Annotated in this window: 25 protein-coding genes and 2 pseudogenes; 9 read left to right on the forward strand and 18 right to left on the reverse strand. The window is 73.2% G+C overall.

Translation table 11 applies throughout. The features are described from left to right. The first annotated feature begins 267 nt into the window (after positions 1-267). Together B9S64_RS33600 and B9S64_RS33605 are read left to right on the forward strand one after the other, a co-directional pair. Complete coding sequence (locus tag B9S64_RS33600; RefSeq protein WP_103490759.1) at positions 268-462, forward strand: hypothetical protein; 195 nt, start codon at positions 268-270, stop codon at positions 460-462. A gap of 156 nt (positions 463-618) precedes the next feature. Then, positions 619-1,368 (forward strand): hypothetical protein, encoded by a 750-nt coding sequence (locus tag B9S64_RS33605; RefSeq protein ID WP_103490760.1) that lies wholly within the window; start codon positions 619-621, stop codon positions 1,366-1,368. Between the two features lie 11 nt (positions 1,369-1,379). On the opposite strand, the gene B9S64_RS33610 is transcribed toward B9S64_RS33605, so the two are convergent. Both B9S64_RS33610 and B9S64_RS33615 read right to left on the reverse strand, forming a co-directional pair. Further along, complete coding sequence (locus B9S64_RS33610; RefSeq protein ID WP_103490761.1) at positions 1,380-2,021, reverse strand: endonuclease; 642 nt, start codon at positions 2,019-2,021, stop codon at positions 1,380-1,382. Then, entirely contained in the window at positions 2,018-2,236 is a 219-nt protein-coding gene (locus tag B9S64_RS33615; RefSeq protein WP_103490762.1) for a DUF6480 family protein, read from the reverse strand. Before B9S64_RS33615 ends, B9S64_RS33610 begins: the two co-directional genes overlap by 4 nt. A 127-nt stretch (positions 2,237-2,363) precedes the next feature. On the opposite strand from B9S64_RS33615, the gene B9S64_RS33620 reads away from it, so the two are divergent. After that, the gene (locus B9S64_RS33620; protein ID WP_103490763.1) at positions 2,364-3,602 is read left to right on the forward strand and encodes an aromatic acid exporter family protein; all 1,239 of its coding nucleotides are present in this window, start codon (positions 2,364-2,366) and stop codon (positions 3,600-3,602) included. A gap of 29 nt (positions 3,603-3,631) precedes the next feature. On the opposite strand, the gene B9S64_RS33625 is transcribed toward B9S64_RS33620, so the two are convergent. From B9S64_RS33625 to B9S64_RS33665, 9 genes and pseudogenes are all read right to left on the reverse strand, one after another. Further along, complete coding sequence (locus tag B9S64_RS33625; RefSeq protein WP_181012248.1) at positions 3,632-5,248, reverse strand: NAD(P)/FAD-dependent oxidoreductase; 1,617 nt, start codon at positions 5,246-5,248, stop codon at positions 3,632-3,634. A 3-nt stretch (positions 5,249-5,251) separates the two neighbouring features. Further along, positions 5,252-5,689: an SRPBCC domain-containing protein gene (locus tag B9S64_RS33630; protein ID WP_103490764.1), complete on the reverse strand. Its 438-nt coding sequence runs from the start codon at positions 5,687-5,689 to the stop codon at positions 5,252-5,254. Between the two features lie 84 nt (positions 5,690-5,773). Beyond that, a complete protein-coding gene (locus tag B9S64_RS33635) occupies positions 5,774-6,439 on the reverse strand; it encodes an HAD family hydrolase (RefSeq protein ID WP_103490765.1) in 666 nt (221 codons plus the stop codon). A 32-nt stretch (positions 6,440-6,471) separates the two neighbouring features. Further along, positions 6,472-7,365 carry a glucose 1-dehydrogenase gene (locus tag B9S64_RS33640; RefSeq protein ID WP_103490766.1) on the reverse strand — a complete coding sequence of 298 codons (894 nt, stop codon included), beginning with the start codon at positions 7,363-7,365 and terminating at the stop codon, positions 6,472-6,474. An 88-nt stretch (positions 7,366-7,453) separates the two neighbouring features. Further along, a pseudogene (locus B9S64_RS33645) lies at positions 7,454-7,576 on the reverse strand (CDGSH iron-sulfur domain-containing protein); the annotation flags it as partial. After that, the gene (locus B9S64_RS33650; protein ID WP_103490767.1) at positions 7,560-8,246 is read right to left on the reverse strand and encodes a HemK2/MTQ2 family protein methyltransferase; all 687 of its coding nucleotides are present in this window, start codon (positions 8,244-8,246) and stop codon (positions 7,560-7,562) included. The pseudogene B9S64_RS33645 and the gene B9S64_RS33650, both read right to left, overlap by 17 nt. 92 nt (positions 8,247-8,338) lie before the next feature. After that, on the reverse strand, positions 8,339-9,301 hold the full coding sequence (locus B9S64_RS33655; RefSeq protein WP_103490768.1) for an iron-containing redox enzyme family protein: 963 nt from the start codon (positions 9,299-9,301) through the stop codon (positions 8,339-8,341). A 93-nt stretch (positions 9,302-9,394) separates the two neighbouring features. Continuing rightward, positions 9,395-10,414, reverse strand: coding sequence for a PHP domain-containing protein (locus B9S64_RS33660; RefSeq protein ID WP_103490769.1), 1,020 nt, complete (start codon positions 10,412-10,414; stop codon positions 9,395-9,397). A 2-nt stretch (positions 10,415-10,416) separates the two neighbouring features. Continuing rightward, positions 10,417-10,860, reverse strand: a complete 444-nt coding sequence (locus B9S64_RS33665; protein ID WP_103490770.1) for a hypothetical protein — start codon at positions 10,858-10,860, stop codon at positions 10,417-10,419. Positions 10,861-11,024: 164 nt separating this feature from the next. On the opposite strand from B9S64_RS33665, the gene B9S64_RS33670 reads away from it, so the two are divergent. Both B9S64_RS33670 and B9S64_RS33675 read left to right on the forward strand, forming a co-directional pair. Next, a complete protein-coding gene (locus B9S64_RS33670; RefSeq protein WP_103490771.1) occupies positions 11,025-11,693 on the forward strand; it encodes a lytic polysaccharide monooxygenase in 669 nt (222 codons plus the stop codon). Positions 11,694-11,812: 119 nt separating this feature from the next. Beyond that, on the forward strand, positions 11,813-13,486 hold the full coding sequence (locus B9S64_RS33675) for an MFS transporter (protein ID WP_103490772.1): 1,674 nt from the start codon (positions 11,813-11,815) through the stop codon (positions 13,484-13,486). Positions 13,487-13,492: 6 nt separating this feature from the next. Here the strand turns inward: B9S64_RS33675 and B9S64_RS33680 are convergent. The 4 genes and pseudogenes from B9S64_RS33680 to B9S64_RS33695 form a co-directional block, all read right to left on the reverse strand. Continuing rightward, positions 13,493-13,790, reverse strand: a pseudogene (locus tag B9S64_RS33680) (ornithine decarboxylase); the annotation flags it as partial. 50 nt (positions 13,791-13,840) lie between these two features. Then, positions 13,841-14,422, reverse strand: a complete 582-nt coding sequence (locus B9S64_RS33685; RefSeq protein ID WP_103490773.1) for an N-acetylmuramoyl-L-alanine amidase — start codon at positions 14,420-14,422, stop codon at positions 13,841-13,843. Positions 14,423-14,611: 189 nt separating this feature from the next. After that, entirely contained in the window at positions 14,612-15,907 is a 1,296-nt protein-coding gene (locus tag B9S64_RS33690) for an SWF or SNF family helicase (RefSeq protein ID WP_109492194.1), read from the reverse strand. After that, a complete protein-coding gene (locus B9S64_RS33695; RefSeq protein ID WP_103490774.1) occupies positions 15,904-18,786 on the reverse strand; it encodes a DEAD/DEAH box helicase in 2,883 nt (960 codons plus the stop codon). The genes B9S64_RS33690 and B9S64_RS33695 overlap by 4 nt, the downstream gene beginning before the upstream one ends. Before the next feature lie 282 nt (positions 18,787-19,068). Here B9S64_RS33695 and B9S64_RS33700 point away from each other — a divergent pair, with 282 nt between their 5' ends. Together B9S64_RS33700 and B9S64_RS33705 are read left to right on the forward strand one after the other, a co-directional pair. Continuing rightward, the gene (locus tag B9S64_RS33700) at positions 19,069-20,178 is read left to right on the forward strand and encodes an acyl-CoA desaturase (RefSeq protein WP_103490775.1); all 1,110 of its coding nucleotides are present in this window, start codon (positions 19,069-19,071) and stop codon (positions 20,176-20,178) included. An 89-nt stretch (positions 20,179-20,267) separates the two neighbouring features. Next, positions 20,268-20,450 carry a hypothetical protein gene (locus B9S64_RS33705; protein WP_028442276.1) on the forward strand — a complete coding sequence of 61 codons (183 nt, stop codon included), beginning with the start codon at positions 20,268-20,270 and terminating at the stop codon, positions 20,448-20,450. 72 nt (positions 20,451-20,522) lie between these two features. Here B9S64_RS33705 and B9S64_RS33710 read toward each other — a convergent pair whose 3' ends face one another. Continuing rightward, positions 20,523-21,419: a hypothetical protein gene (locus tag B9S64_RS33710; RefSeq protein ID WP_103490776.1), complete on the reverse strand. Its 897-nt coding sequence runs from the start codon at positions 21,417-21,419 to the stop codon at positions 20,523-20,525. A gap of 220 nt (positions 21,420-21,639) precedes the next feature. Between B9S64_RS33710 and B9S64_RS33715 the strand changes: the two genes are divergently transcribed. Continuing rightward, the gene (locus B9S64_RS33715; protein WP_103490777.1) at positions 21,640-22,545 is read left to right on the forward strand and encodes an oxygenase MpaB family protein; all 906 of its coding nucleotides are present in this window, start codon (positions 21,640-21,642) and stop codon (positions 22,543-22,545) included. A 123-nt stretch (positions 22,546-22,668) separates the two neighbouring features. Here the strand turns inward: B9S64_RS33715 and B9S64_RS33720 are convergent, their stop codons facing one another. Beyond that, positions 22,669-23,268, reverse strand: a complete 600-nt coding sequence (locus tag B9S64_RS33720) for a class I SAM-dependent methyltransferase (RefSeq protein WP_109492195.1) — start codon at positions 23,266-23,268, stop codon at positions 22,669-22,671. 162 nt (positions 23,269-23,430) lie between these two features. After that, positions 23,431-23,859 (reverse strand): PPOX class F420-dependent oxidoreductase, encoded by a 429-nt coding sequence (locus B9S64_RS33725; RefSeq protein WP_103491137.1) that lies wholly within the window; start codon positions 23,857-23,859, stop codon positions 23,431-23,433. Positions 23,860-23,993: 134 nt separating this feature from the next. On the opposite strand from B9S64_RS33725, the gene B9S64_RS33730 reads away from it, so the two are divergent. Further along, positions 23,994-24,404 (forward strand): roadblock/LC7 domain-containing protein, encoded by a 411-nt coding sequence (locus B9S64_RS33730; RefSeq protein ID WP_028442281.1) that lies wholly within the window; start codon positions 23,994-23,996, stop codon positions 24,402-24,404. Positions 24,405-24,476 lie beyond the last annotated feature (72 nt).

Genomic DNA, 24,476 nt, shown 5'->3' on the forward strand with positions numbered 1-24,476 from the left:
GGAGCCCACCCGGTACGCCGTAGGGACCGCACCGCACAGCACGCGCGCCGGCCTGTCCGGCACCCGAGGCCCGTCAGGGACCGAAACGTTCCTGCGGCGCTGCGGGCGGGGCGGCCGCGAACACCGCGGACCCGCCCCGGACGAGGGCCGCCGGTCACCGTGCGTCAACACCCGTTCGGCTCACGCGCCACTGCGCCGGACGGCCTCCCCGCTACGCCACACTGGCGGCCGAATGCCGCAAATCCGGCGCGGCAGAGGAGGTTGGCCATGGTTATCTCGATCTCGCTCGTGCTGCTCCTGACGTTTCTCGCGGTGGTCTTCCTGCGCAACGGGGGTCTCAAGATCTCGCACGCGATCGTCTGCGCCCTGCTGGGCTTCCTCCTGGCGAGCACGAGCATGGCACCCACCATCCACCAGGGGATCGTCGCCACCGCGGACGTGGTCAGCGGCCTCCACCCCTGACCCCGGACACCGTCCGGGTGCGGGAGATCCCCGGCGTACACGGGGGAGCGCCGCACGCGACCGCCAGGAGCGGTACGGTCGGACGCGGGCCCGCGCGGGCCACGCCGACAGGGCGGGGAGCCGAGCGTCTCCGCCACGCACCTGGAGAACGCAGCGATGTCATTCCCGCCCCCCGGACGGCATTCCGGCGCAGCGCACCACGAGCACTGCAACAGCGCCCTGTGCTGCCGATGCCAGCAGCGCCAGTGGTCGACGCGCCAGGGCGACGAACGCCTCTGCGGGCAGTGCGCCTCCTGCTGCCGCGCGTGCGGCCGGGCTCCGGCCCCCCATCTGGACGGCCTCGACGAGGGCCTCTGCGCGGAGTGCCGGGGCCGGTGCGGCCGCTGCGGGAACCGCGTGCCCGCCGAGGGCCCCTGCTCCTGCCGCAGATGGAAGGAGCGCGCCGGCCGCGACCCGGTCGGCTACGTCCTCCAGGCCCTTCCGCAACCGCTGCTCCAGGCGCTCGCCCACCGCACCCCGCGGTCCGTCCACGAACTCGTCCACCAGGAACTGACCCGGCGGACCGCCGACCAGCTGCTCGAGCGGGTGGAACGCCGGTGGAACGTGCGCTGGTCCCACGCCCTGCACGAGAAGGACGAGGACGGCCGCCGCCGCTGGGCCCCGGAGGAGATCGCCGAGGCCCTGGTGGGCCCCGGGCGCTGCACCCAACCGCAGTGCGAGGACGGTTACCTGATCTCCACCGACACCCCGTGCGGGCACTGCATGCACCCCACCCACCGCTTCGTCCCGGCGACGGCCGGCCACACGGCCACCTCCGACCACGCCCGTGCCACCGCCGCCCGGATCAGGCGGGCCCTGGTGGAGGGCCGCTCCGTCAAACCCGGCACGCCGAGGCCACCGCGCTGACCGCGCCCGGCTCAGGCGGCGGTGCGGACCGATTCCACGACGTCCTTGCCCAGTGCCGCCCGTACGAGCGCCGCGGCCAGTACCGCCGGGTCCCGGTCCCCGGCCAGCTTCCGCAGCCCGGACGGCGAGGTGGGCAGCCCCAGCCGCTCCGCGCCCTGGAGCGCCTTGGCGTCGAGATACGGAGCCACCTCCGGCCACACCCCCTGCACCTCGCGCAGGAAGATGTCGGCGCCGGCGGGGCCCATGCCCGGGAAGCGGCGGAGCCCGGCACGCAGTGCGTTCAGGTCCCCGTCCGCGTCGCGGCGCAGCCGCCGCAGGTCCCCGCCGTACGCGTCGAGCAGGAGTCCGGCGCCGTCGCCCAGCTGTGTCGCGGTCCGTTCGTCGTACCGCCGGTATCCGCCCTCGCCCAGCGCGTCCACGCGTTCCTGCCAGGTCGCGTCGGCCATGTGCCGGGGCGAGCGCATCCCGTGCGTGAACAGCGCCCGTGCCGCCGCCACGGCCACCGAGGCGCGGATCCGCGCACTCAGCAGATGACTGAGCACCAGCAGCTCGTACAGCGGCTGCGGCGTGTCACGCAACCGGACGCCGGCTTCCCCGGCGTACGTCGTGCCGTGTTCCTCCAGCAGCGCGTCCAGCCTCTCGCGGGCACTCATGCGAATCCGAAGATCCGGGCCAGGAAGTAGCCGGCGACCACCAGCGCGCCGAACAGCACCAGGCCCGCCCAGAAGACGGGGTGCTCCCATATGCCGCCGTCCGCACGTTCGACGTGCGCCTCGCTGATGGATCCCTCGGCCGGGGGCGTTTCGCCCGGAGGGGTCAGTCCGTGCCTGAGGGGCGGTGTGGTCGTGGTGACAGGTGAATGAGTCATGTCTCCACCATCCCTCCGTACCGCCATGCCCGCATCGCGGGTGCGAGAGGTGCCCGCGCATACCTCCGTACGGAGTTCGAGCGGCCCAGAAGCGGTGGGGCGGCGCGGTACAGGGCACCGTCAAGGAATGCCAGGAGTATCCGCGCCCGCGCCCGTCGTCAAACTCGTGCAGCGCACCACCGAACCCGCCGCGGCGCAGGTGCTGAGATCCACCGCCGCGGCCGTCATCGCCTTCGTGGTGGCGCAGTGGTCCCTGCCAGAACCCCACCCCGCGCCGCTCACCGCGCCCCTCACGGCCCTGCTCGTCGTCCAGGTGACCCTCTACGCCACCCTCACCACCGGGATCCGACGGGTCAACGCCGTCGTCGTCGGCGTACTGATCGCGAGCGGGTTCAGTTCCCTGGTGGGACTGAGCTGGTGGACCCTGGGGCTGACGATCTTCACCTCGCTGCTCATCGGACGCCTCGTCAGGGTCAACGAGTTCGTGCCGGAGGTGGCGATCAGCGCGATGCTCGTGCTCGGTGTCGCGCAGGTCGCCGACACCGCCCTTGAGCGGGTGTTCGAGACGCTCATCGGCGCGGGGGTCGGGCTGCTGTTCAACCTGCTGTTCGCGCCCCCGGTCTGGGTCCAGACGGCCGGGGCGTCCATCGGCGGCCTGGGGGAGCGGATGGGCCGGATGTTCCGGGCGCTGGGCGCCGAGGTCGAGGGCACCCAGCCCGTCGCGGAGGCCGCCGCCCGTCTGCACGAGGCCCGCCGGCTGGACCACGACATCGTGGAGGTGGACGCCTCCCTGCGGCAGGCCGAGGACAGCCTGACCCTCAACCCCAGGGTCCGTCAGGGACTCCTGCACCGCGTGGTCCTGCGTACCGGACTGGACACCCTGGAGATCTGCGCCGTGGTACTGCGGGTGCTCACCCGCTCCCTGACGGACCTGGCCAAGGCGCGCACCGAGGAAGCGCTCTTCCCGGAGGACGTGGCGGTGGCACTGCGGGAGCTGTTCGGACACATGTCCGACGCGATCGAGGGCTTCGCGGTGATGATCACCACCCCGATCGCCGCCAGCGGGGAGGAGGCGGAGGAGCGCCTCTCCGAGGCCCTCACCCGCAGCCGGGCGACCCGTGACCAGGTGGCGGACCTGCTGCTGGAGAAGGTGCAGGAACACCCCCGGCAGTGGCAGTTGCACGGCGCCCTGCTCGCCGAGGTGGACCGCATCCTCGACGAACTCGACATCACCAAGCGCAGCGAACGCATCCTCGAGGAACTCGACCGCCGCTCGGCGGATCTGCACGAGCGCCGTCCCCGCCTCCAGGCCGCTCTGCGCCGCCTGCGCGGGGTGACACAGAACCGGCCGCCGGCCGAGACCTGACGCGGTGCCGGCCGCGGGCGCGGAGGGGATCAGGGTGAGGAACGGTCCGGGGGCCGGGCGAGAGCGCGCTGCACACGCGGGACGAGGCCCCGGCGATGGCTCCGGAGCGCCGCCCGCGCCGCGTTCGCACCGGGTGCGCCGTGCACACCGCCGCCGGGATGCGCCCCCGACGACGCGAGGTACAGCCCCTTCACCGGGGTCTCCGGCCGGCCCGCCCCCGGCGTCGGCCGGAACACCACCTGCTGGTGCAGCGCCGTCGTCCCGCCGTTGATCGCCCCGGACCGCAGATTGGCGTCGAGGCTCTCCAACGTGGTGGGGGAGAGGACACGCCGGGCCGTGATCCGGGACCGGAACCCCGGGGCGACCCGCTCGACCTGGGCCTCCATCCGGTCCGCCATGGCCTCCTCCTCGCGCCGGTCCCAGGCGCCGGTCAGCCCGTCGTCCCCCGCGTCCCCCCGGACACGGCCCGGCACATGGGTGTACGCCCAGGCGGACTCCGTACCCGCCGGGGACCTGCTCGGGTCCGCCGTGGTCATCTGCCCGAACAGCGCGAACGGCCGGTCGGGCACCTGCCCCATCGCGATCTGCGCGGCGAACCGGGTCAGCGCGTCGACCCCGTCGGCGACATGGACGGTACCGGCGGACGCCGCCCCCTCGGCGGACCAGGGCACCGGCCCGGACAGCGCCCAGTCGACCTTGAAGGTGGCGAAGTCCCACTGGAAACCGCGCAGATCGGCCAGGAGCTGACCGGGCAGGTGCCTCTCCTCGACCAGTCCGCCGTACAGCGCGGGAGCCGACACATCGGCCAGGACGGCCCGGCCCGCCGGCACGGTCTCCCCGCCGGCGGTGCGTACGGCCACGGCCCGGCCCCCGCGGACGACGACCTCGGCCACCCGCTCACCGCACCGCACGGTCCCGCCGCGCCCCTCCAGCCGCCGGACCAGGGCGGCCGTGAGCTGCCCCGACCCGCCGACCGGGACCGGGAATCCGAAGGTCTGGCCGAGCATCGTCATCAGCCAGCCGAAACCACCGCTGACCGCCGCCTCCGGTGCCAGATCCGCGTGCAGGGCGTTGCCCGCGAGCAGCAGGCGCCCGCCCTCCCCGCGGAACAGTTCCTCACCCAGCCGCCGCACCGGCAGCAGCATCGTCCGGGCCAGCCGCAGACCGCCCCCCGCGCGCACCGCCGCGGCCAGCCGCGCACCGGCGCGCACCGGCGGGAACGGCGTGAACAGCGCGTCGAGCAGCGGAGACCGCAGCTTCCGCCAGACCTCGAACTGCTCGCGCCAGGAATCGCCGTCGCCGGCCGCGAAGGTGTCCAGCGACCGCGCGGTCTCCTGGATGTTCCGGCTCAGCACGGCGCACCGGCCGTCCATGAGCGGATGGGCCAGCACCGAGGGCGCGTGGCTCCAGCGCAGCCCGTGCTCGTGGAGGCGCAGCCCGGCGAGCACCGGCGACGCGGCGGCCAGCGGATAGAACGCGCTGAACACGTCGCTGACGTACGCCGGATCGACCCCGCGGTCGTGGCGTACGGCCCCGCCCGGGGTGTCCTCGGCCTCCAGGACCTCCACCGTCCAGCCCGCGTCGGCCAGGAGGTTGGCCGCGACCAGCCCGTTGGGGCCCGCTCCGATCACCACGGCGTCCGGCACGGCTCAGCCCTCCTGGCGCTCGCTGTACGCGGCCAGCCGGTTGAGCATGGCCCGGTGGCGCAGTTGCAGGACCGCGTCCACCGCGACGTTGTGCAGCGCCGCCTCGGCGCCCCGCAGCGGGTGTTCGTCGACACGGAGCAGGGTGTCCTCACCCCAGGGGCGGACGTCGAAGGCGACACGGGTGGTTCCCAGGCGCCCGCTGTCCACTTCGAGTTCCAGGATCCGGGGCGGTTCGCAGCGGCGTACGACGGTCTGGTTGTGCAGCACGCAGGGGCCGATCCGCACCGTGTAGGCCAGCGACGAACCGAGTTCGGGCCACCGGCCGTGCGCGGGCCGGGACTCGCTCGGTCCGACGACCCATTCCTGGTAGCTGTCGCGGTCGGAGAGGACCGCCCAGACCTCGTCCGGGCTCTTCCTGATCAACTTGTGCCGTACGGCCATGGGTTCCTCCGGCTCCGGCGGGGCGCGGTCGGCCGCCCCGCTTCCTCAGCGTAGGGCGGCCGGTGAGGTCCGGCGCGCCGGACCTCACCCGCTCCGGGCGAACGGGCTTCTGTCGAGGCGGGCCAGCAGATCGGACACGTCCCGGTACACCGCCGTCGCTCCCGCCTCCTCCAGGTCGCCGCGGGAGACACCGCCCGAGAGCAGGGCGACGGCCGGGACCCCGGCCCGCACCGCCGCCCGCATGTCCCAGACGGAGTCGCCCACGAACACCGCCTGGGAGGCCGGGCAGCCCGCGATCTCCAAGGCGTGCTCCACCGGCTCCGGCGCGGGCTTGCCGGCCGAGACGTCGTCCGAACTCGCCGTGCCCGCGATGACGTCGTCCGCGCCGACGGCGGCCCGCAGGGCGGCCAGTTCGCGCCCGCTCGCCGAGGTGGCCAGCACGATGCGCCGGCCGCGCGCGGCGAGGGCGCGCAGCAGGTCCCCGGCCCCGTCGAACGCGGACAGCCGGTCGAAGTGGGTGGCGTACAGCGTCTTGTGCGCGGCGGTGATCAGCCCGTCCTGCTCCCGGTCCCGGTCCTCGCCGAGCAGATGGGCGACCAGGTCGCCGCCGGAGAGCCCGACGGCCCGGTGGATGTCGCACATCGCGACCCGGTGGCCCGCCTGGCGGAAGGCTTCCCACCAGCACGTGACATGAAGGTAGTTGGTGTCGGTGAGTGTGCCGTCCACATCGAACAGCGCCGCCTGCGGCATGTCGTTCCTCCGTCTCTCCACGGACCACCGGCTCAGGGGAGCGGGGTCCCGCCGGTGGCGTTCATGATCTCCCCGGTGATGTAGCTCGCCCGGGAGGAGGCGAGGAACACGTACGCGGGCGCCATCTCGGCGGGCTGGGCCGGGCGTCCGAGCGGGGTCCGCTTCCCGAACTCCTTGGTGTCGGGCATCGTCGCGGGGATCAGCGGGGTCCAGACCGGGCCCGGGGCGACGGCGTTCACCCGGATGCCGTCCGGGGCGAGGGTCTGCGCGAGCCCGTGCGTGAACGTGACCACGGCTCCCTTGGTCATCGCGTAGTCCAGCAGATGCGGACTCGGCTTGTAGGCCTGCACCGAGGCGGTGTTGATGATCGAGCCACCGGGCGGGAGGTGCGGAAGCGCCATCTTGCAGAGCCAGAACATCCCGTACAGGTTCGTGCGGACGACCCGGTCGAACTGTTCGGTCGAGATGGCGCAGATCCCCTCCGGCCGGGACATCTGGAACGCGGCGTTGTTGACCAGGACGTCGATCCGCCCGAACTCCGACACCGCCGCCTCCGTCAGCGCACGGCACTGCCGCTCCTCCCGGATGTCGCAGGCCACCGCGACCGCCCGCCGGCCCGCCGACTCGATCAGGTCCGCCGTCGTACGGGCGTCCTCCTCCTCGTCGTCGGGCAGATGGCTGAACACCACGTCCGCGCCCTCACGGGCGTAGGCCAGGGCGACCGCCCGCCCGATCCCCGAGTCGCCCCCGGTGACGAGGGCCGTGCGGTCCTCCAGCAGCCCGCTGCCCCGGTAGCTGTCCTCACCGTGGTCGGGCGGCGGGTCCATCGCCCCCGTCCACCCCGGATGCGGCTGTTCCTGACCGGGGAAGTCGGGCCGGGGCTGTGCGGTCCTCGGGTCCTCCGGCCGTCCGGCTCCGTCGCGCATCGGTGTTCTCCTCACGCTGGGTACGTCGTCGGTGGCTGGTGTCGCACCAGGGGTACTCCCGGCTCCGCCGGCAGGTGCACACGGCCACCACGAACCGGTCCGAGACGGCCACCCGGCCGTCGGCGCACACCACCTCCACCGGCCCCTCGACCAGCAACGGCCCCTCGTCGTCGAGGCGGATCCGGCGGGGACGTTCAGAGGCGCTCGGCACGGATGACCACCAACTCCTCGGTCGTGGCCCGGCCGTTCACCAGGCCCTGTTCCCGCAGCCAGCGCAGCCGGGAGCGCAGCACCGGCCCCAGCGGCACCTGGGCGCGCCCGGTGACCTCGGCGAGCAGCCCGGCCCCCGACAGCCGGCGCAGCGTCGCCTCGCCGTCGCACAGCCCGGAGTGCACCATCAGCAGACGGCCGCCCGGCCGCAGGGCGGCCGGAGCCGCGTCGCAGACCCGGTCCAGGACCGCCCGGCCGTCGTACCCCGCGTCCCAGGCGCGCGCGGCGCCGTGGCCGGGAAGTCCGCCGAACGGGGAGGGCACGTACGGCGGGTTGCAGATGACCAGGTCGTAGGACCTGCCGGGCAGCGCGGAGAGGAGATCGCTGCGCTGCACGGTGATCCGGCGCCGGAGGATCAGCGCGTTCAGCCGCGCGGTCATCACGGCCCGCCGCGCCACGTCCACGGCCGTGACCCGCGCACCGCGCTGGGCGGCGTGCAGGGCGAGCGCCCCGCTGCCGGTACCGAGGTCCAGCACCTCGGTACCGGGGCCTATGTCCTCGCGGTCCACCGCCTCCCTCAGCAGGTGGGTGTCGTGCTGCGGCGCGTACACGCCGGGCAGGGTCACCAGCCGGGCGGGACGGGGTGTTTCCTCGATCACTTCTGCGGACATCCGCTGCTCCTCGCGACGGGTGGGCACACACGTCTGGTCCAAGACTGCGCCGGACGGGATCCGGCCACCACTTCCGGGCGCGCGCGGGGCCCTCAGGCCGCCCAGTCGGCCAGCAGGCGTTCGCTCAGCCGGTCCTCCACGAAGGTGGTCGCGGTGACGCCGAACGCGATGTCGGCGGCCAGTTCCGGCTCCTCCTCCAGCAGCCCGCCGACGACCTCGTGGCGCACCACCTGCTCGTGGACGGCGTCCGCCTCCACATGCTCGGTGTAGAAGAACTCCGCCGCGGGCCCCGCCCCGGTCCGTTTCATGGCCCGGGCGAGACGTCGCGAGGCCGGCGAGGAGGTGATCTCGACGGCGGCGAAGTGCCCCACGAGGGCCCCGCGCAGCCGCCGGTGCAGGCCGAACACCGACATCAGGTTCACCAGGGCCAGCATCGGGGCGCAGCCGTCGTCCAGATAACGGCCGTAGGCGGAGTCCAGACCCAGGTCGGCCATGAGGTCGGCGAACAGCCGCGCGTGCAGGCGCTCCGCCCGGCCCGCCCCGTACTCGTCGTACTGGACCGCCGCCATGCCCGCCTTGGCCCGTCCGCTCAGCCTCGGGAGCACCCAGCTGTGCGGGTCGGCCTCTTTGAGGTGGTACAGGGAACGCTGGACGGCGTACGCGCGCAGGTGCCGCAGCTCGCCCCGCTCCTGGAGGAACCAGGACGGCCCGGTGCCGCGCACCGGCTCCACCAGCAGTCCGCCCAGCACGTCGTCCAGGGAGCCGGACGGCGTGGCGTCCCGCCGCAGGGCGTCCAGGAACCGCCGTTCGAGTGCCGCTCGTACGGCGAGCAGCGGCGGGTCCCACTCCAGCTCCGGGCGTACGCCGGTGAAGCCGCGGTAGTGCAGCTCGTAGCAGACGTAGAGAGCCAGGTGCAGGTCGTCACCGTAGGGGTCGGTGTCCAGGGCGGTGTCCGGATCCGGTGGGGCGCCGTCGCCCCGCAGGTAGCCGGTCACGGCCGCGGAGAGCGCTCCGCGGCCCTTCGGAAGGAAAGGGCCGTTGCGTTCATCGGACATGGGCCACTCCTGCCCCGTGAACAGCGGGAACCACACAGGCATCCCGATCGACTGTACGCCGCGGTCCCCGGCCGGGCCTCTCGGCCGGGGGCGTTACGGCGTCGCCTCGCCCCGGGTCCAGGCCAGCAGCCGGTCCGCCGTCCACGTGGTCACGACGCGTTCCGCGGGGACACCGCACTCCTCGGCCCGCGCGCAGCCGTAGACCTGCCAGTCCAGCTGTCCCGGGGCGTGGGCGTCGGTGTCGATCGAGAAGAGCGCCCCGGCGGCGAGGGCACGACGGATCAGGTCGCGGGGCGGATCGAGCCGCTCGGGACGGCAGTTGATCTCCACGGCCGTCCCCGACTCCGCGCAGGCGGCGAAGACCGCGTCCGCGTCGAACAGCGACTGCGGGCGCCCCCGTCCGCTCAGCAGACGCCCCGTGCAGTGCCCGAGCACGTCCGCGCGCGGCGTGCGCACGGCGGCGAGCAGCCGCTTCGTCATCTCCGCCCGGTCCATCCGCAGCTTCGAGTGGACCGAGACGACCACCACGTCCAGGCGTTCCAGGAGATCCGGCTCCTGGTCGAGGGTGCCGTCCGGCAGAATGTCGCACTCGATCCCGGTGAGCAGACGGAACGGCGCCCACCGCTCGTTCAGCTCCGTCACCACGTCCAGCTGACGGCGCAACCGCTCGGGCGACAGCCCGTTCGCGACGGTCAGCCGGGGGGAGTGGTCGGTGAGCACCGTCCACTCGTGACCGAGCTCCGCCGCCGTACGGCCCATCTCTTCGACGGGACTGCCCCCGTCGGACCAGTCGGAGTGCGTGTGGCAGTCGCCGCGCAGCGCCGCGAGCAGCCTCTCACCCCCCTGGGCGAGCGGCTGCGAGGCTTCCCGCTCCAGCCGGTCCAGGTAGTCCGGGGCCGTCCCGGAGTGCGCCTGGCGGATCACCTCCGCGGTCCGGGGCCCGATCCCCCGCACCGCCTCCAGCGAGCCGTGCGCCAGCCGGTCCGCGAGTTCGCCGTCGCCCATGTCCTGGACGGCGGACGCGGCCGTACGGAAGGCCTTCACCCGGTAGGTGGCCGCCTGCGTCCGCTCCAGCAGGAAGGCGATGCGGCGCAGGGCCGTGACCGCGTCCACCGTCAGGGCCGGGCGGTGTGGTCGGGGTGGCCGCGGGTGCGCCGGGCCTCTTTCATCTCCGCCTCGTACAGATGCCGGCGCCCCGCGACCAACTCCTGCCGCACCCCGGCCTCCACCTCCAGGAACGGCCGGTAGTACGTCGCGTCGTACGCCTCCACGACCTGGTAGGTCCAGCAGCCCGGGACGACGTTGCGGCCCAGGATCTCGCGTTGCACCCGGTCCGCCTGCCCGGCGTGCCCGGCCATGCGGAGCAGTTCCACGGCGCGGTCCAGCGAGAGGTCGGCGTGGCCCGTCAGCTGATGGAACGCGTAGAGGTGGCCCCGGGCCCGCTCGACCGTCTCCAGCGCCTCCGTCAACGCGCCGACCGCCTCCACCGTGGTGTCACCGACTCCCGGGGGGCGTTCGTGTCCGCCACCGGGCCCGCTCGCCTCAGGTTTCTCAGCCATGCCTACGACTGTGCACCCGCGCGGGCCGGTCGCGTCCCGCCGGCGGGCCGAAGGGGTGAGCGCGGCGGTGAGGTTTGAGGCGCGGGGGGCCGGGCAGAGCCCTGATGGCGCGGGAGCGCTCCCACGCCGGTGATTCCCCCCACTCCAGGAGATGGAGATCGCGCATGTATTGTCATGACCGCATCAATACACGGAGCTGGGCCGCCCGGCTGGCCGGCCTGTCCGTCGCAGCGCTGCTCTGCCTGCTCCCGTGGACGGGCACGGCCCAGGCCCACGGCTCCGTCGTCGATCCCGCGTCCCGCAACTACGGCTGCTGGCTCCGCTGGGGCAGCGACTTCCAGAACCCCGCGATGGCACAGGAAGACCCCCTGTGCTGGCAGGCGTGGCAGGCCGACCCCAACGCCATGTGGAACTGGAACGGCCTGTACCGCAACGAGTCCGCCGGTAACTTCCCCGCGGTGATCCCGGACGGCCAGCTGTGCAGCGGCGGCCGCACCGAGGGCGGCCGCTACAACGCGCTGGACACCGTGGGCGCCTGGCAGACCACGGACGTCGCCGACGACTTCACCGTGAAGCTGTACGACCAGGCCAGCCACGGCGCCGACTACTTCCGTGTGTACGTCACCCGGCAGGGCTTCGACCCCACCACACAGCCTCTGACCTGGGGTGCCCTCGACCTGGTGGCCGAGACCGGAAGCTACGGGCCCAGCCAGGAGTATCTGATACCCGTGAGCACGTCCGGATACGGCGGCCGCCATGTCGTCTACACGATCTGGCAGGCGTCGCACATGGACCAGACGTACTTCCTGTGCAGTGACGTGAACTTCGGCTGACGCACCGCGGTCCCGCCCCGCCGCCGCGTACGGTGATCGATTGGCACGGCGGACGGGCGGGACCTAGCGTCGGACGGGCGGAATGTCTGTTCACTCGTCCGGCGAATCGCAGGAGTGCCATGAACGACTCCCACGCGGCACCCCAGAGAAGTGCCGGAACCCCGCAGCGGGGTCACGGCAAGGGCATCGCCCTGTTCGTCATCGCCTCGTGCCAGTTGATGGTGGTCCTCGACGTCACCATCGTGAACATCGCCCTTCCGCACATCCAGTCCGCCCTCGGGTTCTCCACCGAGAACCTGTCCTGGGTGATCAACGCGTACACCCTGACGTTCGGCGGTCTGCTCCTGCTCGGAGGGCGGCTCGGGGACATCCTCGGACGCCGCAGGGTGTTCATCTTCGGCGTCCTGCTCTTCGTGTCCGCCTCGTTCCTCGGCGGACTCTCCCAGGAGCCCTGGCAACTGCTCGCCGCACGCGCCCTGCAGGGGGTCGGCGGTGCCATCGCGTCCCCGACGGCCCTGTCCCTCATCACCACCACGTTCCGTGAAGGCCCGGAGCGGAACAGGGCGTTCGGGGTGTTCGCCGGTGTGTCGGCGGGCGGCAGCGCGATCGGCCTGCTGATGGGCGGGGTGCTCGTGGAATGGCTCGACTGGCGGTGGGTCCTGTTCGTCAACGTGCCCATCGGCGCGCTTATCGCCCTGGCGACGCCGCGTTACATCAGGGAGTCCGAGCGCCACCCGGGGCACTTCGACCTCGTCGGCGCCCTCGCCTCCACCCTCGGAATGGTGCTGCTCGTCTACGGCTTCATCCGCGCGTCGGAGAAGGGCTGGAGCAACACGCTGACCGTCGCGGCCTTCGTGGGTGCCGTGGTCTTCCTCGCCCTCTTCATCACGGTGGAGCGCCGGTCGAAGCAGCCCATCACCCCCCTGAAGATGTTCCGCGACCGCAACCGCGCCGGGGCCTACGCGATGATGCTGTGCCTCGCCGCGGCGATGTTCGGGATGTTCTTCTTCCTCACCCTCTTCGTCCAGGACGTCCTGGGCTTCAGCCCGTTGCGCACCGGCCTCTCCTTCCTCCCCGTGAGCGTGCTCATCGCCCTCAGCGCCGGATTCGCCTCACGCCTGCTGCCGAGGTGGGGTCCCAAGCCGTTCATGGTGACGGGTGCGGTCCTCGTCGCGGGAGGCCTCGCGTGGCTCTCGCGCACCGACGTCCACAGCACGTACGCCGGGAGCATCCTCGGGCCGATCCTGGTCTTCGGAACCGGCATGGGCATGCAGTTCGTGTCGTTGACGCTGATGGCCGTGTCGGGTGTGGTGCCCAGGGAGGCGGGCGCGGCCTCCGGAGTGCTCAACGCGACCCAGCAGGTGGGCGGCTCCCTCGGGCTGTCGATCCTGGTCACCGTCTTCGGCACCGCCAGCCGCAACGAGGCCTCCGACCAGGTGTCCCGCTTCCTCTCCCGGGCGACCCCGGCCGAGCGGCTCCAGTTCCGCCGGACCGGGCGGCTCCCGCACGCGTACAGCGACCAGGTGCTCGCCACGGGCGTCTCGACCGCCTTCGTCGTCTCCGTCGTGTTCGCCGTCGTCGCCGCGACGGTCGCCCTGTTCGTCGTCCAGGTACGCGCCTCCGACCTGGAGCGACTGCGCGGCGGAGCCGTGATGCCGGCCGCCGGGCCCGACACGGCCGACCGGGCGTCCGGGACTTCCCCGACGGACCGGTCAGGTGGCGCGACCCCTGCCGACCGCCTCCGGAAGCACGGAACGGGCGGTGGCGAGGGGCCACCCGGGCCCGGACCGTGAACGATCTCAGGGGCCGTCCCCGTCCGCGCGGACACGCACGGTACGCAGCAGGGGGTATCCCCGCCTCGATCCCCGTACGCAGATGGCGCAGCACGGGTTCGGTCAGCCGCTCACCGGGGACGACGGCCGGGATGCCCGGCGGGTACGGGGTCATCATCTCGGCGGCGACCCGCCCCACGGCCTCCTCGACCGGGATGTCCTCGGTCGCCGAGAAGTAGGCGTCGCGGGGAAGGCACACCTGAGGCTGCCTCAGCTCGGCGGGGGAGGGCAGCACCGTGTCCGGTGCCGGACCGAGCGTGTGCGCGCATGCGCATGGGCGACGCCTTCCGCACCGGCCCCGGGCCAATCAGGGCGTCAGAGCAGGTTGACCAGGCGTATGTAGCGCACCCAGTCCCAGTTCACCCCCGGGTCGGTGTGGTCGCTGCCGGGAACCTCGTGGTGGCCGATGATGTGGGCGCGGTCCTTGGGCACGCCGTACCGGTCGCAGATGTCCGCGGTGAGCCGGGCCGACTGCTCGTACAGGGAGTGCGTGAAGTACGCGGGCTGATCCACCCAGCCCTCGTGCTCGATGCCGATGCTGCGTGTGTTGTAGTCCCAGTTCCCCGCGTGCCAGGCGATGTCCTTCTCGCGCACGCACTGGGCGATGTAGCCGTCACCCGAACGCACCACGTAGTGGGCGGACACCTGCTTGGCGGGGTTCTGGAAGATGTTCAGCGTCTGCGTGAACGTCTCCTGGGTGACGTGGATGACGACGAAGTCGACCGGGTACGCGGAAGGGCGGCTCGACACCGTGTAGTTGGACGTGGACGCCGGTGCGGAGTGGGCCAGGGCGTAGTCCGTCCCGGCGGTCGAGGCCGCCACGGCGCGGACCGAGGCGGGTAACAGCGCCGCCGTGGCCGTGACCGCGGCGCCCTGAAGGATTCTCCTGCGGTTCATCGTGCTCCTGTCGGTGGTCGTGGGGGGTGGCCCGGTCCGCCGCCGGGGCGGTGTCCGTACTCCGGACCACGTCGTCCGGTACCGGGCCGCACCACCGTACGGCCGTCACCCGGGTGGCGGAAGACGGCGGCGTACGGAACCGTGGGCGGGGCGCGGAGGAACGATTCCCCCGCGCCCCGGGAGGCGTTGTCAGGCATCCCCGCCCGCAGCGGTGGACACGCCGGCCAGCACGCCCGCCGGATCCTCGCCCGCCGGGCCGGCCGGCACCCAACGGCCCCGCTCCTTGCGGTACGGCCACCAGCGCCCGTCCCGCCCGTAGCGCAGCTGCGTGCCCGCACCCACCACCGTCCAGCGGTTGTGCGACGGCCTCAGGCGCGGGGCGTCACCGTCCTCCCAGGCCCCGGCGAGCGCCGCCCGCGCGCGGGCCAGTTCGTGCGGGCCGGGCGCCCACTCCTCGTCGTACACGGCCAGCGCCGCGGCCCCGCCGAACCGCCAGGCCGACACCGCGGCGTCGAGGTCGGCCCGCTGCCGGCCCGAGGCCGCGGCGACGCGTGCCAGGGTCCGGGTGTCCGGACGGGTGGCGCTCACCAGGCGTACCGCGTCCTGATCCGGGGTCAGATCCGAGGCCGGGGGCCGCAATGCGTGACCGTCGGCCAGGGCGTCCGCCAGCATCGCGAAGGCCCGCACCGCGCTGTCGGCCGCCAGCAGCTCCAGTGCCCCGGGGTCCACGTCCGCCATCGGACCGGTCTCCGTCTCCAGCGACGGGGGAGAGCCCGGGGCCTGGGGCAGCGGCGGCAAAGCGGGCAGCGGCGGGAGGATGTCCCGCGCGGCGAACGCCTCGTCGGCCCGGATGCCGGACGGCGGACCGGAGGCCCCGGACGCCCCCTCGTCCCGGGGAGCGCGGACGACCCGGGCGGCGCTGCGCACCTGGAGTTCGTCGAGCAGTTGCCGCTCCGACCGCCCCCGCAACAGCAGCAGGACGAACGGGTCCTGGTCCAGCAACCGGGCCACCTGGTAGCACAGGGCGCCCGTGTGCGGGCAGTGGTCCCACGCCTCGCAGCCGCACTCGGGCTCCAGGTCCCCGATGCCCGGAAGCAGGTGCACCCCGGCCGCCGCCGCGTCCTCCACCAGGTGCGTGGGCATCTCCCGGTCGAGCAGCGCGGCGATGTGCCCGGAGCGTTCGGACGCCATGTCCAGGAAGCGGTCCCACTCCCGCGCGCTCAGCCGCTGGAGCAGCACGTCGCCGCGGTACGCCGTCCCGTCGCGGTCCTGGACGACGGCCGTGACGCGGCCCGGCCGCACCGAGACCGCGCCCACCCGCCCCTCCCTGGCCAGCAGGCGCCCCCGCTTGAGCTGCTGACCGTCCAGCGCGGTCTCCTCCAGCGCCCGCAGCCACGCCTGCCCCCACCAGGACGAGGCGAAGCCACGTCCATGGGCGGGCGGCATCGCGGAGAACGTGCGCTCCGGCTCGTCATCGGTGTTCATCGTGTGCCCCCTCGCAGCTCGACCAGATCGGCCAGTTCCGCGTCCGTCAGTTCCGTCAGCGCGCTCTCACCCGCGCCGAGCACGGCGTCCGCGAGCCCCTGTTTGCGCGCGAGCATGCCGGCGATCCGGTCCTCGACGGTCCCCTCGGCGATCAGCCGGTGCACCTGCACCGGCTGGGTCTGGCCGATCCGGTACGCGCGGTCCGTGGCCTGGGCCTCCACCGCCGGGTTCCACCAGCGGTCGAAGTGCACCACATGACCGGCCCGGGTCAGGTTGAGCCCCGTGCCCGCCGCCTTGAGCGACAGCAGGAACACCGGGGCCTCGCCGGCCTGGAAGCGGTTCACCATGGCCTCCCGCCCGGCGACCGGCGTACCGCCGTGCAGGAACTGCGTACGCACCCCGCGCGCCGCGAGATGCTCTTCCAGCAGCCGCGCCATCCGCACGTACTGGGTGAACACCAGGACGCTCGCGCCCTCGGCCAGGATCGTGTCCAGCAGTTCGTCCAGCAGTTCGACCTTCCCCGACCGGTCCGCGATCCGGGGCCGCTCCTCCTTGAGGTACTGCGCCGGATGGTTGCAGATCTGCTTGAGCGCCGTCAGCAGCTTCATGACGAGCCCGCGCCGCGCGAAGCCGTCGGCGCCGGAGATCTCGGCCAGCGTCTCGCGTACCACCGCCTCGTACAGACCCGTCTGCTCCGGGGTGAGGGAGACCGCGCGGTCCGTCTCCGTCTTCGGCGGCAACTCCGGGGCGATGCCGGGGTCGGACTTGCGGCGGCGGAGCAGAAACGGGCGGACGAGCGCGGAGAGGCGTTCCGCGGCCGCCGGGTCGTTCCCGCCCTCCACCGCGCTCGCGTACCGGGTACGGAACGTCCCCAGGCGGCCGAGCAGTCCGGGGGTGGTCCAGTCGAGGATCGCCCACAGTTCGGAGAGGTTGTTCTCCACGGGGGTGCCGGTGAGCGCGACACGCGCCCGCCCGCCGATCGTGCGCAACTGCCGGGCGGTGGCCGAGTGCGGGTTCTTGACGTGCTGCGCCTCGTCCGCGACGACCAGGCCCCAGGACGTCCCCGCGAGCCGGGCCGCGTCCAGGCGCATGGTGCCGTAGGTGGTGAGGACGAACTCGCCGTCCTGGACGCCCTCCAGGGAGCGCGACGCCCCGTGGAAGCGGCGGACGGGTGTACCCGGGGCGAACTTCTCGATCTCGCGCTGCCAGTTGCCCATCAGGGAGGTCGGACCGACCACGAGCGTGGGCCCCGCGGCCTCCTCGACGCCCTGACGGTGCAGGTGCAGGGCGATGAGCGTGACGGTCTTGCCGAGCCCCATGTCGTCCGCGAGGCAGCCGCCGAGTCCCAGGGACGTCATGGAGTGCAGCCAGTCCAGTCCCCGCAGCTGGTAGTCGCGCAGGCTCGCGGCCAGTGCCGGCGGCTGAGCCACCGCGGACTCCTGGTGTGCCTCCGGGTCGGCGATGCGTGCGCGCAGCCGTTCGAGCCAGCCGGTCGCGGCCACGTCGACCCGCCGCCCGTCGACCTCGGTGGTTCCGGTCAGCACGGCGCTCAGGGCGTCGATGGGGGTGACCTCGCGGTCCCTGGTCCCCCGGGCGCGACGGACCTCCTCCGGGTCGATCAGGACCCACTGGTCGCGCAGCCGGACCAGCGGCCTGCCCGCCTCGGCGAGCCGGTCGAGCTCGTCCCGGCTCAAGGTCCGGTCACCGAGCGCGAACGACCAGTCGAACGCGAGCAGCGCGTCCGCCGAGAGGAAGGAAGGCGCCTGGGAACCGTCGCGCCGGCCGGACGCGCCCTTCGCGCCGTCGTCCCGCTCGTCGGGAGGGCCGATCACGGCACGCGCGGTGAGTGTCCCGGCCGCCAGTTCCCTGGGCCAGTGCACCCGCATGCCCGTGGCGGCGAGCGCCCGTGAGGCGGGGCCGAGCAGTTCCGCGATCTCCTCGTCGGCGGGCTCCACCGCGTCCGGCACCGCGGCCGACAGCAGGGGCGCCAGCGGCGGCCAGGCCCCGGCGGCCCGGCGCAGCGCCAGCAGGGCGTCCATCCTGGCCCGCGGGCCGAACAGCGGGGCCGCGGGGGAGCGGTCGTCCCAGACGTCCGCCGCGTCGGCGACCAGCGTGGGGTCCTGGACGCTGTGGATCTGCAGGACGGCACGGAACGAGGGGCCGGGGCCGTCGTCGTCCGGCGGGTTGAGGCCCGCGACCTCGACGCGCAGTGACAGCCGCACCCCCGCGTCATGACCCGCCGCCACGTCGGTGGCCCACGGCCGCAGGCGCGGCAGGTGGTGCGGGGCCGTGGCGGCGAAAGCCGGTCCACCGGCGACCCGTGAGGCGCCGGGGGAGCGCGGCAGCGTGTCGGCGACGGCGTCCACGAACGACCGCAGCACGGACTCCGGTCCGGGCAGCATCACCGGATCCGACGCGGCGTCGAGCGGGACCGCGTGGGCGGTCGGCGGCATGGAGGCCGCGAGGACCCGGACGCGCTCCAGGTCCTCGGCGGTCAGCGGGCCGACGCGCCACGCGTCGTGGTCGGCGGCGCTCAGGCCCGGCAGCAGCAGCCCCCGCGCCACGAACTGCAGGGCCAGGACCGCCGCGGCTCCCCAGAACGCGGCCGCGGGGGAGGCGTCGGGGCGGGTGCGGGCCCGGGTCAGGACCGGCAGGGCGTGGCCCACGGGCACGAGCAGCGCGGGGACCGTGCGAGGGCGGGCGTCGCCACCGACGACGGTGATCTCGCCTGTGCTCCCGGGCCCACCCGGCGGAGCACCGCCGTCCTGGTCCCAGAAGGCCATCAGGCCGGTCCGCGCCGGATCCGCGGGGAGGAAGACCGCGGGGCAGCGGGACAGCCCGTCGGTCTCGGTGAGCGTTGCCACGGGGAAGCTGTGCACAGCGATGTCGAATTCCTCAAATTTGACTAGTGGAGGTCGAGGGCGCCGAGGGTACCTCACCCGCGGCCCTTTCCGCGCACGAGCGCACGACGGACCGCACCGGCCGGTCACCGGCCGGTGTCCCCGGGTTCCTCCGGCACCACCCGGGACACGGGGGCTGGCCCCCCTGCGGCCGGGGTGAACTCCCCCGCCGAACAGGGGTGAAAGCGCCATGGCCGGGCGGCGACCGCCGTCCGTACGTTGGGTGAGGTCAGCGCCGTTGCCCAGAAAACCGGAGACATCATGCCCCAGGCCACAGCCGACGTCGCGCAGCCCCCACAGGACGGGCCGGCGGGCCAGGCATGTCCCGGTCCCACCGGTCCCACCAGTTCCACCACCGGGTCCGCGGGCCCGTCCGAAACCTCCGGGAGCGACTTCGCGCCGCTCCTGAGGACCGTCAGGGGACAAGGACTCCTGGAACGCCGCACGGGCTGGTACGCCCTGGGAATCGCCGCCAACCTGGCCGCCCTGGCCGGGGTGGTCACGGCGATCGCCTTCGTCGGGGACACCTGGTGGAACCTGTTGCTCACCCTGCCGCTGGCCGTCCTGTGGACCCGTACCGCCTTCGTCGGACACGACGCGGGCCACTCCCAGATAACGGGCGACCGCACGGTCTCCCGGATCATCGGGCTCCTGCACGCCAACGTGCTCCTCGGGATGAACGAGGCCTGGTGGAACGACAAGCACGTACGCCACCACGCCAATCCCAACCATGTCGACAAGGACCCCGACGTGGGGGTCGGAGCCCTGGTGTGGACCCAGAAGCAGGCCGCCCGGCGTGAGGGCTTCGCCCGGTGGCTCACCCGCAACCAGGCCCGGCTCTTCTTCCCGATGCTGCTCCTCGAAGGCATCGCCCTGAAGATCTACGGCTTCCAGTTCCTGCGCCGCCAGCCCGTCCGCGAGCGCGCGCTCTGCGGCCTGCTGCTCGCCGCCCACCTCGGGCTGTACGCGACCCTGCTCCTCACCGTCATGTCACCCGGGAAAGCCGTCGTCTTCGCCCTGGCGCACCACGCGCTATTCGGCCTCCACCTGGGCATGGCCTTCGCGCCGAACCACAAGGGCATGGAGATGCCCGACCCGGACGGCCCCCGCTGGGGCCACATGCGGCGCCAGGTCCTCACCTCACGCAACGTGCGCGGGGCCGTGCTCACCGACTGGTTCCTGGGCGGCCTCAACTACCAGATCGAGCACCACCTCTTCCCGAGCATGCCCCGGCCCCACCTGCGTCTGGCCCAGCCCCTGGTGAAGGCCCGCTGCGCGGAGATCGGGATGCCGTACGCCGAGACCGGCCTCGTGGAGTCGTACCGGCAGGCGCTGCGGCACATGCACGACGTCGGTGAACCACTGCGCTGAGGGCTGTCCCCGCCCGCCCGGGAACCGACGGGCGGGTCCAGGCGTTGTCATATACAGAAGCGGCTCCGGCCGCGGAGGAGGCACGGATCATGTCGAACGGTGCAAAGATCGCCATCGGGGGAGTCGTCGCGGCAGTCGTCCTGATCCCTTTCATCGGGTTCTGGTGGTCGCTGCTGGTCCTCATCGGCGTACCCACGGTCGGATACCTGATGCTCGACCCCTCACAGCGGCGCAGGCTCCGCAGGATCAGCCGCAAGGAGATAGGGCGCTGAGCGGGACGGCACGCCACGGCGCGTCCGCGATCCGCCCTGTTCCGTCCGGGCCCTGAGCGTCATCGCCACAGGTCAGACGGGACGGGCGGCCAACGCGTCGAGCGACCGGAGCAGACCGGGCAGTTCCGGTCCCCGGCCGACCGGCAGGACCTCGCCCGGCTCCTCGTCCAGCAGCACGAAGGCCATGTCGTCGGTCCTGGCGACCAGCGACCAGCCGGGGCCGTCGACCCGCAGGGTCCGCGCCGCCCCCGGCGCGAAGGCCGAGCGTATCCGGCCCGGCGGGGGCGGATCGGTGAGATAGGCGCGGGCCTCGGAAAGGGCCCGGCGCACCCCCGGATGCCGAAGCGACCCACCACCCTCTTCCCGGCGCGGCGCCGCCCCGTCCGGCGTCTTCACCACGTCCCGGGCTGTGCCTCCCTCACCTTCGTCCCCGTGCTGGTCTCCGCTCGTGCCGTCGGCCCGGCGGACGGTGCCCTCCTCGACCCGACCGCGCCAGACGGCCCACCGTGACGCGACCTCGTCGGCACCCTGGCGGCGCTGCGCCGGCCCCCAGCACTCCGGGTCCGGCGGTGTCAGCGGCACCGGACCGCTCCCCTCGGGACCAGGCGCGGGGTCGTGCGGCTCGGGCACGCCGGGGGCGGCGACGGCCAGCGCCAGCGGCCAGCCGGGCAGGGCGCTCACCACCGAGCGGCCGTCGGGGGACAGGTCGTACTCCATACCGCAGTCCCAGGAGGCGATGGCGACGGCCACCAGGGACACGTCGTCCACGACCACGGTCCACCGGGCGCCCCCACCGTCCTGGCCGAGCACGAGACCGTACCCCTCGACATACGGTTCGAGGGCCAGCGAGGAGCACGCGGCCACGTAGTCGTCCCCCAGTACGCCGGGGTACTGCGCGGGGGTCAGCAGCACCGCGGTCAGCACGTACAGCGCGTCGTCGTCGGCGACCGTGTCGTTTGTCGCGGCCACAGCACCCTCCCCGTCCGTCGTCTCATCCGTCGTCCCCCGGTACCGTCGGCGCACCCTAACCACTCGGTAACGTCGCCGTCGAGGGCCAGGCGAGCGGCAGCCGGACGGTGACGCCCGGCCCCGGTCCGGTCGGAGGCGGGCGCCCGCCACCCCTTCGAGGCGTGGTGCCCGCCGGGCCACCGACCGTAAGGTGGAGCCCTCCGGCCGACGAGGGAGCAGCATGGCGACGCGGTACGACAGGCTCAAGGAGATCCAGCGACTCGACCCCGAGCGGGACTTCCTGGAGATCTACCGGCTCACCGTGACGTACGAGTTCCCCTGGGACGTCACCCGCGCACTCGAACTCGCGCTGTACCGCACCTACGCCGTCCCCAGCATCGGCCGACTGCTCGCGCGGACCGCCGAACTGACGGAGCGTTCCCAGAAGCGGTACGACGACACCGCACTGCTCCTCGACACCGTCGTGGAGCACGGCTTCGACAGCGAGGCGGGACGTACCGCGATCCGCCGCGTCAACCGGATGCACCGCGGCTACGACATCAGCAACGACGACATGCGCTACGTACTGTGCACCTTCGTCGTGACCCCCAAGCGCTGGCTCGACACCTACGGGTGGCGTCCGCTGTCCGGCCACGAACTGCGGGCCTTCGCCGCGTACTACCGCACCCTCGGCAGCCATATGGGCATCAAGGACCTGCCGCGCACGTACGAGGACTTCGAACGCACCCTCGACTCCTACGAGGCCGAGCACTTCGGGTGGGACGCGGGCGGCCGTGAGGTCTCCGACGCCACGCTGGCCCTCATGGGTTCCTGGTACCCGGCGCCCCTCGCCCCCGTCGTGCGCGCGGCCAGTCTCGCCCTGCTCGACGACTCGCTGCTGCGCGCCTTCCGCTACGACCCTCCCGGCCCGCTCGCCCGGAAGCTGACCCGCGGGGCCCTGCGCCTGCGGGCCCGTGCCGTCCGGCTGCTGCCGCCGCGCACCACCCCTCACTACGCCCGCCAGAACCGGGAGATCAAGGGCTACCCCCAGGGGTACGAAGTCGCCCGGCTCGGTACCTTTCCCACCCCTGGTAGCGGCGGCTGCCCGGTCCCGCACGGACGGCCCTCCGCCGCTCCGGCGGAGTGAGGACGGGCAGCGGGGGACACCTCGGCCGGAGCTGCTGCCCTGCCCGCCCCTCGCTCGCCCGCACCTCGCCCGCCCGCACGTCGGTCGGTCGCCTCTCGCCCGTCGTCGAGCGGGACGGCGGCGTCACGCCTCGCGTGTGGCGATCACCAGGAAACGGTCGTCCTCATCCGTGTAGGAGCGGATCCGCCACCCCGAACGGGCCAGCACCGGCGCGAGACTGGGCTCCGCCCGCAGGTCGTCGGCGGTGATCCGGCGGCCGTGCCGAGCGGCCAGGGCCGCCCGGCCGATCGGGTGGAACAGGGCCAGCCGACCGCCGGGGCGCACCACCCGGGCCAGTTCGCGCAGATCCTCTTCGGGGCGGGCGAGATGCGAGATCAGACCGGCCGCGAACACCGCGTCCAGCACCCCGTCACGGAGCGGCAGCCGGGCGACGTCGGCGAGGACCAGCGCTCCGTGCGCGGACCGTCCGGCCCGAACCGCCGCGTCGAGCATCGCGGGCGTCAGGTCGGCCCCCAGCACCAGGCCGTGGGCGCCCACGGCCGCGCGCAGGGCGGGCAGCGCGCGGGCCGTCCCGCAGCCGGCGTCGAGTACGGCGTCCCCGGGGCGCGGCCCCAGATCGGCGACGGCGGCCGCGTAGGCGGGCCCGTCCTGCGGGAACCGGCTGTCCCAGTCCGCCGCTCGCGCGGAGAAGAACTCCTGGACATGCGTGTGCGCGTCGGTCATGGAGACATGATCGCGTACCGGCGACGGGGCGGACGCGTGCGGCGCGTACGGTCAAGGCCCGCGACCGTCAGGCCGCCGCCCCCGCCCGGTCCGTGGGGACGCCGGGGCGGTACGACGCACCGGCCCGGCGTCCCCGGACCGGCCGGTCACGCCGGGCACGCCCTAATCCGCCACCTCCGCCATCGCCACGACCTTGTCGACGCGTACGCGTACGAGCAGTTCCCCGGCCACCCCGTTACGGGCCCCGAACTCCTCGGCCGCTTCCTGGCCCACGTACCGGGCCGCGATCCTGGTCGCCCACTTCTGGACCTCGACGAGGTCCTCACTGAGTTCCGCGTGTCCTTGGACCACGGCGAACGCGAACGGCGGCCGGTCGTCGTCGACGCAGACCGACACCCGGCCGTCACGCGCGAGGTTGCGGCCCTTCACGGTCTCCTCGCCGGTGTTGAAGACCAGATCGTCCCCGTCGAGCAGGAACCAGACCGGAGCGATGTGCGGGCTGCCGTCCGCGCGTACGGTCGCCACTTTGCCGGTGCGGGTGCCCTCCGAGAGGAAGGCGCGCCATTCGTCCTGAGTCATGTGATGTGCCATATGCCCATCTTCGGGCGTCGGACGGCCGTGGCGCGAAGCGACGCCCCGGTGACAGGTGGACGCTTGCCCGTGACGAAGGTGTGCGCGAGGCTTGCGCACGACGTGGGGAACGGGCGAACGGGGAGGACGCGTACATGGCGCTGGACCGGGGACTTGACTGGCTCCTAGACGATCTCACCAGCAGGGTGGAGCAGATACGGCACGCGCTCGTCCTGTCGAACGACGGACTGGTGACCGGAGCGAGCACGAGCCTGGCCCGCGAGGACGCGGAACATCTGGCGGCCGTCTCCTCCGGCCTGCAGAGCCTGGCCAGGGGTTCGGGGCGGCACTTCGGGGCGGGGCGGGCGCGCCAGACCATGGTGGAGTTCGACGAGGCGATGCTCTTCGTCACCGCGGCCGGAGACGGGAGCTGCCTGTGCGTACTGAGCGCGGCGGAGGCCGACGTCGGCCGGGTCGCCTACGAGATGACCCTCATGGTCAACCGTGTGGGCGAGCACCTCGGCGTGACGGACCGGCAGAGCGCCGAACCCTTCGGCAGTTTCTGAGCCACCCCCTGACCAGGGGTTTCGCTCCGGTACGAGGAGTTGTCCACAGGCCGGCCCCGCTGGTTGCCGTAC

This window comes from Streptomyces sp. SM18, assembly GCF_002910775.2.
Taxonomy (GTDB): Bacteria; Actinomycetota; Actinomycetes; order Streptomycetales; family Streptomycetaceae; genus Streptomyces; species Streptomyces halstedii.

Bases quoted from the DNA above. Each gene is read 5' to 3' on its own strand.
- B9S64_RS33700 (WP_103490775.1), top strand. From the start codon at position 19,069: ATGCCCCAGGCCACAGCCGACGTCGCGCAGCCCCCACAGGACGGGCCG.
- B9S64_RS33615 (WP_103490762.1), bottom strand. From the start codon at position 2,236: ATGACTCATTCACCTGTCACCACGACCACACCGCCCCTCAGGCACGGA.
- B9S64_RS33705 (WP_028442276.1), top strand. From the start codon at position 20,268: ATGTCGAACGGTGCAAAGATCGCCATCGGGGGAGTCGTCGCGGCAGTC.
- B9S64_RS33670 (WP_103490771.1), top strand. From the start codon at position 11,025: ATGTATTGTCATGACCGCATCAATACACGGAGCTGGGCCGCCCGGCTG.
- B9S64_RS33635 (WP_103490765.1), bottom strand. From the start codon at position 6,439: ATGCCGCAGGCGGCGCTGTTCGATGTGGACGGCACACTCACCGACACC.
- B9S64_RS33715 (WP_103490777.1), top strand. From the start codon at position 21,640: ATGGCGACGCGGTACGACAGGCTCAAGGAGATCCAGCGACTCGACCCC.
- B9S64_RS33665 (WP_103490770.1), bottom strand. From the start codon at position 10,860: ATGGCTGAGAAACCTGAGGCGAGCGGGCCCGGTGGCGGACACGAACGC.
- B9S64_RS33730 (WP_028442281.1), top strand. From the start codon at position 23,994: ATGGCGCTGGACCGGGGACTTGACTGGCTCCTAGACGATCTCACCAGC.
- B9S64_RS33725 (WP_103491137.1), bottom strand. From the start codon at position 23,859: ATGGCACATCACATGACTCAGGACGAATGGCGCGCCTTCCTCTCGGAG.
- B9S64_RS33655 (WP_103490768.1), bottom strand. From the start codon at position 9,301: ATGTCCGATGAACGCAACGGCCCTTTCCTTCCGAAGGGCCGCGGAGCG.
- B9S64_RS33720 (WP_109492195.1), bottom strand. From the start codon at position 23,268: ATGACCGACGCGCACACGCATGTCCAGGAGTTCTTCTCCGCGCGAGCG.
- B9S64_RS33685 (WP_103490773.1), bottom strand. From the start codon at position 14,422: ATGAACCGCAGGAGAATCCTTCAGGGCGCCGCGGTCACGGCCACGGCG.
- B9S64_RS33610 (WP_103490761.1), bottom strand. From the start codon at position 2,021: ATGAGTGCCCGCGAGAGGCTGGACGCGCTGCTGGAGGAACACGGCACG.
- B9S64_RS33620 (WP_103490763.1), top strand. From the start codon at position 2,364: ATGCCAGGAGTATCCGCGCCCGCGCCCGTCGTCAAACTCGTGCAGCGC.
- B9S64_RS33640 (WP_103490766.1), bottom strand. From the start codon at position 7,365: ATGCGCGACGGAGCCGGACGGCCGGAGGACCCGAGGACCGCACAGCCC.
- B9S64_RS33675 (WP_103490772.1), top strand. From the start codon at position 11,813: ATGAACGACTCCCACGCGGCACCCCAGAGAAGTGCCGGAACCCCGCAG.
- B9S64_RS33605 (WP_103490760.1), top strand. From the start codon at position 619: ATGTCATTCCCGCCCCCCGGACGGCATTCCGGCGCAGCGCACCACGAG.
- B9S64_RS33690 (WP_109492194.1), bottom strand. From the start codon at position 15,907: ATGAACACCGATGACGAGCCGGAGCGCACGTTCTCCGCGATGCCGCCC.
- B9S64_RS33600 (WP_103490759.1), top strand. From the start codon at position 268: ATGGTTATCTCGATCTCGCTCGTGCTGCTCCTGACGTTTCTCGCGGTG.
- B9S64_RS33630 (WP_103490764.1), bottom strand. From the start codon at position 5,689: ATGGCCGTACGGCACAAGTTGATCAGGAAGAGCCCGGACGAGGTCTGG.
- B9S64_RS33650 (WP_103490767.1), bottom strand. From the start codon at position 8,246: ATGTCCGCAGAAGTGATCGAGGAAACACCCCGTCCCGCCCGGCTGGTG.